The following is a 15,736-nucleotide window of genomic DNA, read 5'->3' as shown; positions in this document are numbered from 1 at the left end:
CTCTGCACGGCTTCGAGCCCTATCAGGAACAGAAGGGCGAGGAGTACATGAATGAGAAGCAGCAGGAGCATTTCCGCAAGCTGCTGCTGGCCTGGAAGGCCGAATTGATGGCAGAGGTGGATCGCACCGTAACCCACATGAAGGACGAGGCAGCCAACTTCCCTGATCCGGCCGACCGCGCCAGCCAGGAAGAAGAGTTCAGCCTGGAACTGCGCACCCGCGACCGGGAACGGAAGCTGATCAAAAAGATTGATGCCACAATCGAACTGATTGACCAGGACGATTACGGCTTCTGCGAAGCCTGTGGCGTCGAAATCGGCATCCGCCGCCTGGAAGCCCGTCCTACCGCAACCCTGTGCGTGGACTGCAAGACCCTGGCGGAAATCAAGGAAAAGCAGATCTCCGGGTAAAGTCGCGCGCATGGCGAGCATTGCTCGCTGCACGACTTTACGCCCGGCCAAGGATGGCCGGGCCGGGCTAGGCTCCAGGGACGACTGCTTGTGACAACCCTATCGCGCGCAGCTTGATTGGCGTTTTTTTTAAACGCTCCCCAGATCTCACGCTACCAGCCCGTAAACACCTTGCTCCAATCTCCCTTGATCAACGCCCCCAGCTATATCGGGCGCTTCGCCCCCTCCCCCACAGGTCCACTGCATTTCGGCTCCCTGGTCTGTGCCGTCGGCAGCTACCTCGATGCCGTTGCCCACGGCGGCCACTGGCTGGTGCGCATGGAAGACCTGGATCCGCCGCGGGAAATGCCCGGCGCCGCTGAACGCATCCTGCACGCCCTCGACACCCACGGCCTGCACAGCCACACCCCGGTAGCCTGGCAAAGCCGGCGCCAGCAACTCTACGCCGATGCCCTGGACCAGCTTGCCGAGGCAGACCTCATCTACCCCTGCCAGTGTACCCGCGACCAGATCCGCAAAGCCGGCGGCCACCGCCGCAGCGATTGCCAACAGAACACCGAAGGCAACAGCGCACTGCGCTTTTGTTGCGAGGGCGCAATCGAATCCTTCGAGGATATCTGGCAGGGCAGCCAGCGCCAGGACATTCGCGAAGATCCCATCCTCAAACGCCGCGACGGCCTGTTCGCCTACCAATTGGCCGTAGTGGTGGACGATATCGCCCAAGGTGTAACCCACGTGGTGCGCGGTGCGGACCTGCTGGACTGCACCGGCGTGCAGATGCAGCTGTTCCGCGCACTGGGCGCCACACCCCCACAATTCGGCCACCTGCCACTGGTGATGAACGAGGGCGGCCAGAAGCTCAGCAAACAAAATCACGCCACACCGCTGGACGACCAGCACCCGTCGGAAAACCTGGTACAGGCCCTGGGCTTTCTCGGTTTCCACTGCCCGCAATCCCTGCACACCGAATCCCCACACGGGATCCTGTCGTGGGCCAGCGCCCGCTGGCAGCGGCACCAGGTAGACCTGCGCAACCGTTTGCTGTCCAAGTGATTCAATCAATGGCGGGCTCCCCGCGAAGGTGCTGATGCCGGGTACTCCCTTGTGAGACCTTCACTGCCATGGATGGCGGTGCAGAGCCCCCAGGGATGGGTACACGGCGTGTCTCACAAGGGAGTACCCGGTAGCAGCACCGCCACCGCACTCGCTGGAAAAGTATTCTCGCCGCACCAGCAATTGATCTAAAACCCGCCCGCCATTACCATTTTCCGCCATTCATTTTTTCCGATTCACTCCTGCCACAGGACTGCCCTACAGGACCCTATGAGCAACCGCACCCTGTTAATCCTGCTGGCACTGGTGGGCTACGTCTTCAGCCCCACCGTGTTCACCTGGATGATCAACCCCACCGGCGCCTGGTACCGGCCCTTCATCCTGTGGTTTGTCCTCATCCTGCTGGCCATTTTCATCCAGACGAGGCGCAAGCCAGATGACCTTTGAGATCGTCAACATTGCGCTGATCGGCGTCGTCTACATCGCCGCTCTGTTTTTCGTCGCCTTCGCCACCTCCAAAGGCTGGATGTCCAGCAACTGGGTGCGCCACCCCTTCTTCTACGTACTGTCACTGGGCGTCTCCCTCAGCGCCTGGACCTACTACGGCATCATCGACCTCGCCTGGCAACACGGCTACGGCGTACTCGCCTACTACCTCGGCACCGGCGCCATGTTCCTGTTCGCCCCCGTGGCCCTCGAACCCCTCGCCCGTCTGGCGCAGCGCTACCAGCTCACCTCCCCCGCAGACCTGCTGGTGTTCCGCTACCACAGCCGTGAGGCCGGCACCCTCGCCACCCTGTTTATGCTGCTGGGCCTGCTGCCGCTGATCGCCCTGCAGATCCAGGCCGTGGCGGAAACCCTGGCACTGCTGTCGCGGGACAATGTCGCCGCGCTGGCGTTGCCGGATACCGGCGTCACCAGCAAAGACCTGATCGCATTTTTCTACTGCGTACTGCTGGCCCTGTTCACCAGCACCTACGGCGCCTCACGCAAACGTCGCGCAGGTCTTGCCAGCGCCATGGCGCTGGAGTCCATGGTCAAACTGGTGGCACTGCTGGCAGTGGGCCTCTACGCCGTATTCGGCGTCTTCGGCGGGCTGGGCGGCCTGGACGACTGGCTGGCGCAAAACGGCGATATGCAACAACTGCTGTATTCCCCCATCAAACAGGGCTCCTCCCATACCCTGCTGATGGTTTTCATCGCCACCGCCGTGGCCATGCCGCATATCTTTTACCTGAGTATTGCCGAGCGCCCGGCCGCCCAGACCCTGCGTATCGCCAGCTGGGGCTTCCCGCTATTTCTGCTGCTGATGGCCCTGCCGATCTTCCCGATCATGTGGGCAGGCTTCGCCCTCGATGTGGCGGAACCGGTGCAGTACTTCACCCTCGCGGTACCCCGCGCCAGCGGCTCCGCCCTGCTGACCATTTTTGCCTTTGTCGGCGGTCTGTCGGCGGCCACCGGCGCCCTGATCATGATTACCCTGGCACTGTCCACCATGGTGATGAACCACTGGCTGCTGCCCGGCACCCGCTGGCAGTCGGACGACAACATGTACCGGCAACTGCTGTGGCTGCGCCGCGCGCTGGTGGCGGCCCTGTTCCTCGCCGGTTTCGCGTTTTACCTGCTGCTGAACAATCGCCTGTCACTGTCCGACCTGGCGATCATCGCGTTTATCGCGTCCCTGCAGTTCCTGCCCGGCATATTCGCCGTGATTCACTGGCCCCAGGGCAACCGCCGCGGATTTATCGCCGGCCTGCTCGCCGGCATGCTGGTGTGGGCCGCAGGCCTGCTGGTACCCGCGGTGGTGGGCAACAGCGGGTTTGGCATTCCCGGGACCGACCTGCAGATACCGCTGGGGATGGAGATCTGGCCCCAGATCACTACCCTGTCCCTGTCGGTAAACGCCCTGCTGTTTATCCTGCTGTCGATATTTACCCGGACCTCCAGCCTCGAGCGCTACGCCGCGGACCTGTGCAATGACGACTCCATCAGCCAGGCTCTGCGCCTGGAGCTGGATGTGCAATCTGCCGGCGAATTCCGCCTGCGCCTGTCCGAGAGCCTGGGCGCCGCTACCGCCAGCCAGGAAGTGAGCCGCGCCCTGCGCCAGCTGAACCTGCAGGAAGATGAGCGCCGCCCCTACGCCCTGCGCCAGCTGCGCGATCGCCTGGAGGCCAACCTTTCGGGGCTGCTGGGACGGGTACTGGCGGGCCAGATCCTCGACCGCCACCTGCCCTTTGTCACCAGTGACCAGCCGGCGAACAAGGACATCAACCTGATCGAAACCCGCCTCAGCCGCTACAAGAACCAGCTCACCGGACTCGCCGCGGAACTGAACAACCTGCGCCTGTATCACCGCCAGATGCTGGAAGAGTTGCCGATGGCGGCCTGCTCCCTGGGGCGCGACGGGGAAATCCTGCTGTGGAACTACGCCATGGCGGATCTTTCCGGTGTCAGCGCCAGCGAGGTGATCGGCTCCAAGCTCGACTACCTGCCGGCCCCCTGGTGCGACCTGCTGGCGGAATTTGTCCTGTCTGAAGATGGCAGTCGCTTCAAGCAACAGGTGGAAATCAGCGGCAACAGCCACTGGCTCAACCTGCACAAGACCCGCCTGAAACAGGGCCGCAGCAGCAAGTCGAAAGACGGCGCCAGGGACAGCCGCGGCGATGGCCAGATGCTGCTGGTGGAAGACATTACCGAGACCCAGGTACTGGAACAGGAACTGATGCACAGTGAGCGGCTGGCATCTGTTGGCCGTCTCGCCGCCGGCGTCGCCCACGAGGTAGGCAACCCGGTAACCGGCATCGCCTGTCTGGCGCAGAACCTGCAATTCGAATCCGACAACCCGGAAGTACTGGAAACCGCGGAACAGATCCTGAGCCAGACCGAGCGCATCAGCCGGATTGTGCACTCGCTGGTGAGCTTTTCTCACAGCGGCAACCAGCAGGAGAGTATCAAGGCGCCGGTCGACCTCAATGCCTGTGTCGAGGAGGCGGTGCAGCTGCTGTCGCTGCAGCGGGACAAGACCCAGGTCACCTTCGAAAACCGGGTGCCCAGGGATCTGGTGGCTCTCGGCGACAACCAGCGCCTGATCCAGGTGTTCATCAACCTGTTGAGCAACGCCCGCGACGCGAGCCCGGATGGCGGCAATATTGAAATTGACGGCTACCTGCGGGCCGGCCTCGCCTGCGTATCGGTGACCGATAACGGCCCGGGCATCTCCGCCGCCCATCGCGAGCGGATTCTGGAGCCATTTTTTACCACCAAGGAACCGGGAGAAGGCACCGGCCTCGGCCTCGCCATGGTATACAGCATCGTCGAGGAACACGGTGGACAACTGGAACTGATCAGTCCGGCCCACCCGGAAACCGGCCGCGGCGCGCGCTTTATCGTGCAGTTACCGCTGGTGAAATAGGTGTCTCTAATAGTACAAAAATGACTCTTTTGTTACTCACAGACATCAAAATTTGTATGTTTTTCGAACAAAACTCTCGTTTTGGGTTGCAACGAAACGCTCCACAGGTAAAACTGTGCTCCCACTGAACATTTTGTAACCAGGCGTAACACATGAGCCACATCCTGATCGTAGAAGATGAAGCCATTATCCGCACCGCCCTGCGCAAGCTGCTGGAGCGGCACCGTTACAAAGTCAGTGAAGCCGGCTCCGTGCGCGAAGCCACCACCAAGTACCGCATTACCGACGTCGACCTGATCATCTCCGACCTGCGCCTCCCCGGCGCCCCGGGCACCGACCTGCTGAAGCTGGCAGGCGACGTACCGGTACTGATCATGACCAGTTATGCCAGCCTGCGCTCGGCGGTGGACTCCATGCGCATGGGCGCCGCCGACTACATCGCCAAGCCCTTTGACCACGACGAGATGCTGGCCACGGTGCGCCGGGTCATCGGCAAGGCCGAACAGAGCCGCGCCGCCAGCCCCGCTGCCGACAAGACCCCGGGCCGCGCCATTGCCGGGATGATCGGTGACAGCCCGGTCATGCGCACCCTCTACAACCGTATCCACAAGGTCGCCCCCACCGACGCCACCGTGCTGGTACACGGGGAAACCGGTACCGGTAAGGAGCTGGTGGCCCGGGCCATTCACGAGGAGAGCCGCCGCGCAGACAAACCGCTGATCTCGGTGAACTGCGCAGCCATTCCCGAAACCCTGATCGAGGCTGAACTGTTTGGTCACGAAAAAGGTGCCTTTACCGGCGCACAGACCGCCCGCGAAGGCCTGGTAGCCGCCGCCGATGGTGGCACCCTGTTCCTGGATGAGATTGGCGAGCTGCCCCTGGAGGCCCAGGCCCGACTGCTGCGCGTACTGCAGGAAGGCGAGGTCCGCCCCATCGGCGCCATCGAATCCCGCAAGGTGAACGTACGGCTGGTGGCAGCCACCCATCGCAACCTGCGCCAGCTGGCGGCCGAGCGCAAATTCCGCGAAGACCTTTATTACCGGATCAATGTGGTCCAGATGACCCTGCCCCCGCTGCGCGAGCGCGGCAAGGACGTACTGTCCATCGCCGAGAGCCTGCTGGAGAAATTCTGTGCAAAAATCAACCGCTCGACACTGAAACTGTCACCGGAGGCGGTCCAGGCTGTTACCACCTACACATGGCCGGGTAACGTGCGCGAACTGGAAAATGCGATTCAGCGGGCGGTCATCCTTACCGAAGACCAGAGCGAGATTGACCACCGCACCCTGGATATCGATCTGGACCTGGTGCCCATCGAGGAGGCCGACCCGGAACGCCTCCCCCGCAGCAGCCTGCACGCCGATCCGCGGGAAGACCTGTCACTGGAAGACTATTTCGCCCGTTTCGTACTCGAGCACCAGGAAACCATGAGCGAAACCGAGCTGGCAAAGAAGCTCGGTGTCAGCCGCAAATGCCTGTGGGAGCGCCGCCAGAAGCTGGGGATTCCACGCAAGAAAGCCCGCCGCGCGGTAGAGGCCTCCTGACCTCCCACTTTCCCGCTACCGGGCTGACGATCAAGCCCGGCCACTTCAGCAAATCTACCCGGAACTCCGGTGGCGGCACCGCTACCGGCGCCTTCGCAGAAACTCCGTCTAAGTGGACAGTTTTTACCGCCGCGCCCCGGGCACTTTTGTGCCCGCACACCCGTTACCCCTGCGCCATTAACCGCCCTCCACAGGGGGTAACAACGCAACGAAATTCTCAATTCCCCTTCAGAAACAACCGGTTAAAAGTGCCAGGAACCGCAAATTCCCTGAATTCTTGAGTACAGAGTTCCAATCCAAATTGGTAACAAGTGAAAGTGTTACCCAACCATGACGCGAAGTAACAGTCACCGTACCTTGCGTAACGGATCACTGTATTCCTGTGACGTAAAAAAGTTCCAAAAAATATTAACTTATTGATTTATAAGGATTTTTTAAAGTTGGCACGCTATCTGCTTTGTATAGGTCAAACAACAAGAACAGCCAAGAATAAAAATAAATGGCTGAGGAAGCCCTAACAACAATTGACAATAAGCGGGCGAAAACAAAATAAGAAAAACGGCGAGGTCGACAATAAAAGCCAAAGTGACCACAACCGGAGCAAAAACGACCAATAACAATAATAAGGTCAGAAACAACAATAAAAATAATTAAGAACGTAAATACTAATAATAAAAATAAATAATAAGAATAAAGAGAAATAACAAAAACAATAATTTTTGTAGAAGACAACAAAAATAACGACAAGCACGTGACAAACTGACTGATTGTGCCTGGGAGAGGGTTTGCTGAATAGCAAATTGATAGCGCAAGGAAGCCGCTGCCTTCATTCCGAATAAGAATAATTCCCTGATTTTTCTTTTTCGCACTGATTCTGGCTGGTCCCCGCTTAATGCGGGTCCGGCAGCTGTGCGTTCTCCTGTCTGTGTTAGAATCCGCCCCTAAAAGTCCGGAACCATCGTACAGCCTCGCCAGTGAAGCGGGCTGAGATCAACACAGAAAACCGTATGTTCAATTCCCTGATCAGTAGTATCAAGCGCTGGCACCGCAAGTCCGATGCCGACAAGCCGGGCCGTGATCGGCCGGGCCGCAAGCCGTCAGACCGCAAGTCTCAAGGTCACCAGCCCTCCCCCCCGAAAACCACCCGAGTCGTCATCCCCCGCAACGATCACGCCATCTCCCGCCGCGATATCAGCCGCGCAGCACTGACGGTGATGAAGCGCCTGCAGGAAGCGGGGTTTGAGGCCTACATCGTGGGCGGCGGTGTGCGCGACCTGTTGCTCGGCGGCCATCCCAAGGACTTCGACGTCGCCACGGATGCCACCCCCGAGCAGGCCAAACAGCTGTTCCGGGGCGCGCGTATCGTCGGCCGCCGCTTCCGTATCCTGCACGCCCGCATCGGGCGCGAGGTCATCGAGGTGACCACCTTCCGCGGCCACCACAGTGACGGCGAGGAGCACGAAGCACAGCAGTCCGAACACGGTATGCTGCTGCGGGACAATGTGTACGGCGACCTCGAGAGCGACGCGGTGCGGCGGGATTTCACCGTCAACGCGCTCTACTACACCACCAACGGCTTCGAGATACACGACTACACCGGCGGCATGGGCGACATCCAGCAGCGCCTGATTCGCATGATTGGCGACCCGGAAACCCGCTACAAGGAAGATCCGGTGCGCATGCTGCGCGCGGTGCGCTTCGCCGCCAAACTCGACTTCGATATCGAGCGGGAAACCGCCGCCCCCCTCCATCAGCTGGCGCCGCTGTTGCGCAATATTGCCCCCGCGCGCCTGTTCGACGAGGTCCTCAAGCTGCTGATGAGCGGCCACGGTGTACGCACCTTCGAACTGATGCGCCAGTACGGCCTCTGGCAGCACCTGTTTCCGGCAAACGCCGCGCACCTGGACGATCCCCACGCCCTGGAGCTGACCCGCCTCGCGCTGCGCAATACCGACCAGCGCATTCGCAACGACCAGCGGGTAACACCCGCCTTCCTGTACGCGGCCCTGCTGTGGCCAGCGGTCAATGCGGAGCAGCAATTCCTGATCGAGAAAGGTATCCCGCCGGTGCCGGCACTTGCCCAGGCGGCGCAGAAAGTCGTCAGTGGACAACTGACCCACACTGCCATTCCCAAGCGCTTTTCCCTGCCGATGCGGGAAATCTGGGATATGCAGTCGCGCCTGTCCCGCCGCGGCGGTGAGCGCGCTTTCCGCACCATGGAGCTGCCGAAATTCCGCGCAGCCTACGACTTCCTGCTGTTGCGGGAAGACTGTGGTGAAATCCCCAAAGGGCTCGGGCAGTGGTGGACCGAGTTCCAGCAGGTGGATGAAGAGCAGCGCCGCCAGATGGTCCGCGAGCTCCCGCGCCAGGGCACCAAGGGCAAGGGCCGCGGGCGCCGCAACCGCGGGGGCCGCCGCCGCGGTCCAAGAACCGACTGAACACATCCATGACTTGCGTGTATATTGGCCTCGGCAGCAACCTTGCGCACCCGGTGGAGCAGTTGCGCTCCGCATTGACCGCCATGGAAGCGATTGCGCGGACGCGGGTGGATACCTGCTCCGCGTTCTACAGCAGCGCCCCCATAGGCCCCGGTGAGCAGCCGGACTATGTCAATGCGGTGGCGAGGCTGGAGACAGACCTGGACGCCATCGCGCTGCTCGACGCCCTGCAGGCGATAGAAAACCAGCACGGCCGTGAACGCTCGATACGCTGGGGTGCCCGCACACTGGATTTGGATATACTGCTGTTCGGCAGCGATATCATCGAAACCCCGAGACTGTCGGTGCCGCACCCGCGTATGACAGAGCGCAATTTTGTCCTGCAGCCCCTGGCGGAACTGGTTCCTGACCTGACCTTGCCCGATGGCCGGAGCCTGCAGAAACTGCTGCAACAGTGCCCGCCCAACCGGCTGCACAAGTTGTAACTGCATCGCGCGACCAGCACACTGCTGCGACAAACAGTACAGCCGGAACAATAAAGGAGTAATCCCGGTGACAATGCCCCCGGTTTCAGACACCCAAGCGAAATCCCCCAACGCAGAACTGGATCTGAGTGGCAGGGCCCTGCCCCGGTTTATTGCCGTAGAGGGCAATATCGGCGTGGGCAAAACCACGCTGGCGAAAAAGCTTGCCGCCACCTTCAATTACGACACCCTGCTGGAACAGCCGGAAGACAATCCGTTTCTGGAACGCTTCTACCGCGACCCGAAAAGTGCGGCTCTGCCCACGCAGCTGCATTTCCTGTTGCAGCGCTCACAACAGATTCAGGCCCTGCGCCAGAACGACATGTTCAAGCCGGTGCGGGTGGCGGACTTCCTGATCGAAAAGGACCAGCTGTTTGCCGAGGTCACCCTGGACAGTGACGAGCTGCAGCTGTACCGCCAGGTCTTCGACCACCTCACCCTGGAAGCTCCCAAGCCAGATCTGGTGATCTACCTGCAGGCGCCACTCAATGTCCTGCAGGAGCGCATCCACAAGCGCGGCATCGCCTCGGAGCGCTCGATCAGCAACGAATACCTGGCCACACTGAACGAGGCCTATACCAATTACTTCCACTACTACGACGAAGCGCCGCTGCTGATCGTCAACTGTGCCGAAATCGATATCGTCGACAACCAGCGGGATTACATCCAGCTGGTGGAATACCTGCTGAATGTGAGCAGCGGACGCCACTACTACAACCCTGGCAAGTAACCCCGGCGCACAAACGTGTTGCGATAGCAAAATACAACCGCCCGGGCAGCGTCGCCCGGGCGCGCCTCTGGACCTGAGAGAGTCAAAGCCATGCCTTACGGAACCAGCGAACTCACCAAACCGGTAACGGTGCAGACACTGCGCAAAATGAAAATGGATGGAGAAAAATTCATCTGTGTCGCCCTCTACGATGCCCCCATGGCTGCCATGGCCCAGAAGACTGGGGTTGAAACAGTCCTTATCGGCGACTCCCTCGGCATGACCGTACTCGGCTACGACAGCACCATTCCCGTCACCATGGAACAGATGATCTATCACGTGGAAGCGGTGGCGCGCGGCAACAAGAAATCCCTGATCATGGGCGATCTGCCGTTTATGACCTACGCCACCCCGGAGCAGGCACTCACCAACGCCACCCGCATCATGCAGGCGGGCGCACACATGGTGAAAATCGAGGGCGGCGCCTGGCTGGCACCGACCGTGAAGATGCTGACCGAGCGCGGCATCCCGGTGTGCGCACACCTGGGACTGACCCCGCAATCGGTGCACAAGCTCGGCGGCTTCCGGGTACAGGGGCGCGAAGACGAACAGGCGGGCCGGATTCTCGACGATGCGGTGCAGCTGGATGAAGCCGGTGCAGACCTGCTGGTGCTGGAATGCGTACCGGCGGAACTGGCCAAGCGCATCACCAATACGGTGTCCATGCCTACCATCGGCATAGGTGCCGGTGCAAACACCGATGCGCAGGTCCTGGTGATCAACGATATTCTCGGGCTGACGGAAAAGCCCCCCAAGTTCTCCAAAAACTTTCTGCTGGAAGCGGGCGATATCCCGGGAGCATTGCGCAAATACGCAGAGGATGTGAAAAACGGGGTCTTCCCCGACCGCGAACACACGTTCAACTGAAGCGGGAATTCCCCGGCGGTGGCACCCGCAAGCCGTCACCGCCGGCGGTTCACATCGTATTCACATGCCGTTTCAGCGACAGGTCACAGCCATTTTTTCCAGCGGAACACGATCAGCTGGATAACCACGGTAACCAGCAGCAAACCACTGAAGATCAGAAAAGCACCGGGGTTGTCCGCCCCCGGAATGCCACCGACATTGATCCCCAGCAGCCCGGTAAAAAAGCCCAGCGGCAGAAAGATCGCCGCGATAATCGACAACACGTACATGCGACTGTTGAGCTGCTCGGACATCTGGCTCATCAGCTCTTCCTGGGTCACCGCGGCCCGCTCCCGCACCGCATCGATATCTTCAATGTGGCGCAGCAAGCGATCACTTACCTCCCGCAAGCGGATACGGTTCGCCTCACTGATCCACTCGACCTTTTCCACCAGCAAGCGTGCCAGCGCCTCGCGCTCTGGGGACAGGTAGCGGCGCAGGGTAATGGTCTGCTTGCGCAACATTGCGAGATCAAAGCGCAGGGATCCACTACTGCCGGCAACCACACGATCTTCCAGCTCGTCGATGGTGTCCTCGAAGGATTCCACCGTGTCACTCATGCGCCACACCAGCAGGTCGGTGAGCTCCACCAGCAGGTCGGCACAGGTTGCCGGGCCGCGCCCGCTGTCCAATTGCCGGCACAGGTCACCGACGGATATCAGCCGGCGTTTGCGGGTACTCACTATCCGGGAGTCCTCAACCCACAGGCGGATCGACACCATATCCTCCGGCTGCGATTCCGGGTTCAGATTCACACCGCGCAGGGCAATCAGCAAGCCCTCACCAATGCTGGTGGTGCGCGGCCGGGTTTCCTCCGTCAGCAGAGCTTCGGCAACAATCGGCTCCAGTCCGGCGCCGTTGCCGATCCACTCCCGCGCCTCGGTATCGGTATAGTCAAAATGTAACCACAGGCGACCCTGCCCCGGCGCCCAGTTACCCACCTCACTCCAGCTCAGGCGACGCCCGCCGCCCTGGCCGTCCAACAGGTAGGCATGTATCAGGCCGTTGTGCATGGGTTCCGTATCCATTTTTTGTACTCGTCATCACTCGGCGGCAGACAGAAAAAGTCTGTTCAGCGCGACAGTATCAGGCGCGCCCGGGCCGTTTCTCCGCCCGCCAGCTGCCAGCTGTTGGCAAATGCATTGCCGTGCTCCACACACACAAAGCCGCGGTAGTGGGGACCCACATCTTCCAGGATTGCGGCCAGTTCCGCGCCCGGGTTCCAGGTGATAACGGTATCGCAGTGCTCGCTGCGGGTGTGAATCGGGTTCGGGGTGACGATGGTCTGCTCTGCGGGAGCCTGTTCGAACACCCGGTCCACCTCACCGGGAAATGTCTGCGCGCCCTCGAGCAGGGCGCGGGCAAAGCCCTCGGTCTTGTCCAGATACTCCACACCACTGAGCCCGTCTACGGATACATCGGCCACGTCGTCCACCGCAAAGTAACTGTGCAGCGCCCAGCTGAATTCCGCAGCCTGCTCGGAGGTATTGTGCAGCTGCAGCGCGAATTCCAGTTCCCGCCCCAGGGTCACGCTCAGTTCACAGGTGAAGTCCGCCGCAAACAGCGCGTCGCCGCGGTGCTGGAATGTGAATACCAGCTGCACCCGTCCATCGGCCTTTTCGTCACTGCGCGCCAGCTCCCACAGCTGGTTGCGCACCAGGCCGTGCTTGGGCTTGGACGGATCCGACCGGTTTTCACCAAACCACGGCAGGCACAGGGGCACGCCGCCGCGCACCGCGGTGCCCGGTTTGAATATGGCCGCCGGGCTCAGCCACAGCAGGGGCGCCCGCCCCACTGCGCTGAACTCCAGCACCTGGGCCCCCTGCAGCGCAATCACCGCGCGACACAGGCCGGTTTCAACAAGTAAAACATCCAGTCCGGGCTTGCCGTACAGGTCTCCGGTATTGGTACGTGTAAGGAATGCATTTGCAGTCACTGAGTTAACTCCGTGTTGTGCTCAGGATTCGGGAAAAGTATTGGGAGAATGTTGCCACGAATTGGCGGTGAGGTGGACCGGGTATTTGCCCGGTCGCACAAACCCGGAATGGATTACTCGGCAGTATCGATCTGCAACCAGTCAAAACCTTCCTGCTGACAGGCGTAAATGCAGTTGGCCGCTTTTGCCGCGACATCGGCCAGCGCGGCCTGTGCCAGGGTGAGACTGTTATTTTTCTCACTGATATGGGCAACCACCAGGTGCTGCAGGCGGTCACAACCAACACGCTGCAAAAAACCCGCTGCCTGCTGATTACTCAGATGCCCGTAAGCGCCGCCGACCCGACGCTTGAGTGAAGGCGGGTATGGGCCCTGCGCGAGCATTTGCGGGTCGTGATTGGCTTCCAGCACCAGCGCGTCGCAGTCACTGTACTCCGCCTCCACATGGGGCGTAATGGTACCGAGATCGGTGAGAATACCGAGACTTCTACCGCGGCTGCGAAACACGAACTGCGCAGCCTCCCGCGCGTCGTGTGGCACCGCCACCGGGGTTACCTGGATATCCCCTACCGCAAACGGCTGGTGTCCTTCGATCAGCGTCACCGCTGGCAGGGTGCCGATATCCCGTGCCCGCAGCGTGCCCGGAGTGAGGTACACCGGCAGGCGATACTTGCGCGCCAGCGGGCCCACGCCGGACAAGTGATCACTGTGTTCATGGGTTACGAGAATGGCGGATAGGTCCGCCGGGGTGACGCCGAGCCGCGCCATGCGCCGCTCGGTCTCCTTGATGGTGAAGCCACAGTCCACCAGCAGGCAGTGGTCGCCGCTGGCGACCAGGGTGCCATTGCCCTTGCTACCACTGCCCAGGGAGGCAAACCTGATCGCCATTGCTGTTTCCGCTTCCGGGGTCAGATCAGGTTCTGACGAATGGCCATCAACAGTTCCGACGCCTTTGCACGCGATAGCGGCTGGCCGCGGGTATTGCGGATACGCACTTCGATGGACTGGTCGGCACCGCGCAGTACCACCAGATAACCGGGGATTTTGCTGTCCGGCGCACCGCCCAACCCCTGCAGGTTGGCAAACAACGCCGGCTCGGCCGCGCTGCTGGTATCGATATTGGCCAGCACCTGCTGCAGGCTGTAAGCCTCGGCGGCCTTGGCCTGCTTGTCCTCACCGTTGCCGGATCCCCAGCCGGAGAACCAGCCGTCCTCCTCGTCGGTCAGCTCGCGCTCGGGGTCGTAGGTCACGTAGAAAATACCGATATCGGAATCTTCCTGGTGCAGCCGGTACGCGCCGGTATTGAGGGCGTGTGCCACCGTCGCCCAGGCCCGGTTCATGGCCAGATCGAGGGCGATAAACGGCTCTTTACCCGCCGGCTCCATCACCTGGACTTTCACCTTGCCGCCACCGATGGCCTGCGCCACCAGCGAGGCCGCGGCACCGGATGAGTCTGCGGCGAGGGCACCGGACATCTCGTCGATCATCCAGCCCTCGCGCTCCTGGCTCGAGGATTGGGCCGGCCAGTTCACCGCTCCGCCAATTGGCGCGTCTAGCGGTAGTGCCAGGTGGCGTACGTGGATCTCGGTGGTGTCCGGTTGCACACCGGATTCCACCTGCAGGCGGTACTTGTCCTTGGTTTCGGGGCTTTCGCCGAAAGTCAGCCAGGTGGTTTCCATGGTGCCGGCACTGGCATCGGAATACGCCAGCTGCAGACCGGAAGAACGCAGGAAGTAGTGCAGTTGCGGCCACACTTCATCCGGCGGCTGATTGACCAGCACCCAGCGACGGTTGCCCAGCTTCTGGATCTTCACCCGGTCGAGGCCGGCATTGACCGACAGCGCCTGGGGGCGGGGCACAACAAATTCACCGCGATCGACCTCGCCACTGATCTGCGGAACCTCGTACAGCTCCTCCTGGTGCTTGCTGCTGACACCCTGGGGCATCTGCAGGGGAGGCAGGCTGTCCGCCATCTGGTAGTCGTCGCCGCGGTCGCGGAAATATCCATCCTGGCCGAAGATGCCACAGCCACCGAGGGCAGTGGCGGCAGCACACAAAAGCGCTCCGGCGGTAAATCTTGTCATTATTGGTACCTTGTCGATCCAGTCCCTGGGCGGTGCGATCACACCGCCTTTGAATTATTAGCCGCTGACGTTCACAGCACGCCGGCACCGCGCAGTGCTTCGCGCACCCGGGCGTGATACTGCGTGGACAGATTGGTCAGTGGCAGGCGGATACCGCTGTCGATACGGCCCATTTCCTCCAGCGCCCACTTCACCGGAATCGGGTTTGCCTCCACAAACAGCGCCTGGTGCAGCACATCGATGCGCTGGTTGATGGCGCGCGCGGTGTCCGCATCGCCCGCCAGGGCCGCCTCGCACATCTGCGCCACCGCGGCCGGGGCAACGTTGGCGGTCACGCTGATATTGCCGTGTCCACCCAGCAGCATCAGCTCCACCGCAGTGGCGTCATCACCGGAGTAGACCGCAAAGTCCTCGGGCACCTGCTCGATCAGTTCGCGGGCGCGCTCCAGGTCTCCTGTGGCCTCCTTGATGCCGACAATATTGCCGATGGCAGTGAGGCGCATGACCGTTTCCGGCAGCATATCCACTGCAGTGCGACCCGGCACATTGTAGAGGATCTGCGGGATATCCACGGCCTTGGCTACCGTTTTGTAGTGCTGGTACAGGCCTTCCTGGGTGGGCTTGTTGTAATAAGGGGGGACCAGCAGACAGGCGTCCGCGC

14 protein-coding genes are annotated in these 15,736 nt (G+C 61.2%); 9 read left to right on the top strand and 5 right to left on the bottom strand.

Annotated elements, in window-relative coordinates; genetic code table 11:
• The first annotated feature begins 2 nt into the window (after positions 1-2).
• The 9 genes from dksA to panB all read left to right on the top strand — a co-directional run bounded on the left by dksA (position 3) and on the right by panB (position 11,017).
• The gene (dksA, locus tag QZ511_RS13560; RefSeq protein WP_295803106.1) at positions 3-410 is read left to right on the top strand and encodes an RNA polymerase-binding protein DksA; all 408 of its coding nucleotides are present in this window, start codon (positions 3-5) and stop codon (positions 408-410) included.
• A 171-nt stretch (positions 411-581) separates the two neighbouring features.
• The gene (gene gluQRS / locus QZ511_RS13555; protein WP_295803104.1) at positions 582-1,463 is read left to right on the top strand and encodes a tRNA glutamyl-Q(34) synthetase GluQRS; all 882 of its coding nucleotides are present in this window, start codon (positions 582-584) and stop codon (positions 1,461-1,463) included.
• Positions 1,464-1,733: 270 nt separating this feature from the next.
• Entirely contained in the window at positions 1,734-1,910 is a 177-nt protein-coding gene (locus QZ511_RS13550; RefSeq protein ID WP_295803103.1) for a hypothetical protein, read from the top strand.
• A complete protein-coding gene (locus tag QZ511_RS13545; protein WP_295803101.1) occupies positions 1,900-4,875 on the top strand; it encodes an ATP-binding protein in 2,976 nt (991 codons plus the stop codon). Before QZ511_RS13550 ends, QZ511_RS13545 begins: the two co-directional genes overlap by 11 nt.
• Positions 4,876-5,027: 152 nt before the next feature.
• The gene (locus tag QZ511_RS13540; protein ID WP_295803099.1) at positions 5,028-6,419 is read left to right on the top strand and encodes a sigma-54 dependent transcriptional regulator; all 1,392 of its coding nucleotides are present in this window, start codon (positions 5,028-5,030) and stop codon (positions 6,417-6,419) included.
• Between the two features lie 1,007 nt (positions 6,420-7,426).
• Entirely contained in the window at positions 7,427-8,857 is a 1,431-nt protein-coding gene (pcnB, locus tag QZ511_RS13535; RefSeq protein ID WP_295803097.1) for a polynucleotide adenylyltransferase PcnB, read from the top strand.
• An 8-nt stretch (positions 8,858-8,865) separates the two neighbouring features.
• A complete protein-coding gene (gene folK, locus QZ511_RS13530) occupies positions 8,866-9,342 on the top strand; it encodes a 2-amino-4-hydroxy-6-hydroxymethyldihydropteridine diphosphokinase (RefSeq protein WP_295803095.1) in 477 nt (158 codons plus the stop codon).
• 73 nt (positions 9,343-9,415) lie between these two features.
• Positions 9,416-10,111, top strand: a complete 696-nt coding sequence (locus QZ511_RS13525) for a deoxynucleoside kinase (protein WP_295803094.1) — start codon at positions 9,416-9,418, stop codon at positions 10,109-10,111.
• A gap of 90 nt (positions 10,112-10,201) precedes the next feature.
• Positions 10,202-11,017 (top strand): 3-methyl-2-oxobutanoate hydroxymethyltransferase, encoded by an 816-nt coding sequence (gene panB / locus QZ511_RS13520; RefSeq protein ID WP_295803092.1) that lies wholly within the window; start codon positions 10,202-10,204, stop codon positions 11,015-11,017.
• 83 nt (positions 11,018-11,100) lie between these two features.
• On the opposite strand, the gene zntB is transcribed toward panB, so the two are convergent.
• The 5 genes from zntB to dapA all read right to left on the bottom strand — a co-directional run.
• Positions 11,101-12,084: a zinc transporter ZntB gene (gene zntB / locus QZ511_RS13515; protein ID WP_295803091.1), complete on the bottom strand. Its 984-nt coding sequence runs from the start codon at positions 12,082-12,084 to the stop codon at positions 11,101-11,103.
• A 44-nt stretch (positions 12,085-12,128) separates the two neighbouring features.
• Entirely contained in the window at positions 12,129-12,992 is an 864-nt protein-coding gene (locus QZ511_RS13510) for a D-hexose-6-phosphate mutarotase (protein WP_295803090.1), read from the bottom strand.
• 113 nt (positions 12,993-13,105) lie between these two features.
• Complete coding sequence (locus QZ511_RS13505) at positions 13,106-13,879, bottom strand: MBL fold metallo-hydrolase (RefSeq protein WP_295803089.1); 774 nt, start codon at positions 13,877-13,879, stop codon at positions 13,106-13,108.
• 20 nt (positions 13,880-13,899) lie between these two features.
• Positions 13,900-15,075, bottom strand: a complete 1,176-nt coding sequence (gene bamC, locus QZ511_RS13500; RefSeq protein ID WP_295803088.1) for an outer membrane protein assembly factor BamC — start codon at positions 15,073-15,075, stop codon at positions 13,900-13,902.
• 71 nt (positions 15,076-15,146) lie between these two features.
• On the bottom strand, positions 15,147-15,736 hold a 590-nt coding region (gene dapA, locus QZ511_RS13495; RefSeq protein ID WP_295803087.1), incomplete at its 5' end, for a 4-hydroxy-tetrahydrodipicolinate synthase.

This window comes from uncultured Microbulbifer sp., from assembly GCF_913055755.1.
Lineage (GTDB): Bacteria > Pseudomonadota > Gammaproteobacteria > Pseudomonadales > Cellvibrionaceae > Microbulbifer.
This window is presented reverse-complemented; position numbering and strand designations above follow the sequence as displayed.

What these genes read in the sequence shown, in the direction of transcription:
- QZ511_RS13505 (WP_295803089.1), bottom strand. Translation starts at nt 13,879, where the DNA reads ATGGCGATCAGGTTTGCCTCCCTGGGCAGTGGTAGCAAGGGCAATGGC.
- zntB (WP_295803091.1), bottom strand. Translation starts at nt 12,084, where the DNA reads ATGGATACGGAACCCATGCACAACGGCCTGATACATGCCTACCTGTTG.
- QZ511_RS13525 (WP_295803094.1), top strand. Translation starts at nt 9,416, where the DNA reads ATGCCCCCGGTTTCAGACACCCAAGCGAAATCCCCCAACGCAGAACTG.
- panB (WP_295803092.1), top strand. Translation starts at nt 10,202, where the DNA reads ATGCCTTACGGAACCAGCGAACTCACCAAACCGGTAACGGTGCAGACA.
- bamC (WP_295803088.1), bottom strand. Translation starts at nt 15,075, where the DNA reads ATGACAAGATTTACCGCCGGAGCGCTTTTGTGTGCTGCCGCCACTGCC.
- QZ511_RS13540 (WP_295803099.1), top strand. Translation starts at nt 5,028, where the DNA reads ATGAGCCACATCCTGATCGTAGAAGATGAAGCCATTATCCGCACCGCC.
- folK (WP_295803095.1), top strand. Translation starts at nt 8,866, where the DNA reads ATGACTTGCGTGTATATTGGCCTCGGCAGCAACCTTGCGCACCCGGTG.
- QZ511_RS13550 (WP_295803103.1), top strand. Translation starts at nt 1,734, where the DNA reads ATGAGCAACCGCACCCTGTTAATCCTGCTGGCACTGGTGGGCTACGTC.
- QZ511_RS13545 (WP_295803101.1), top strand. Translation starts at nt 1,900, where the DNA reads ATGACCTTTGAGATCGTCAACATTGCGCTGATCGGCGTCGTCTACATC.
- pcnB (WP_295803097.1), top strand. Translation starts at nt 7,427, where the DNA reads ATGTTCAATTCCCTGATCAGTAGTATCAAGCGCTGGCACCGCAAGTCC.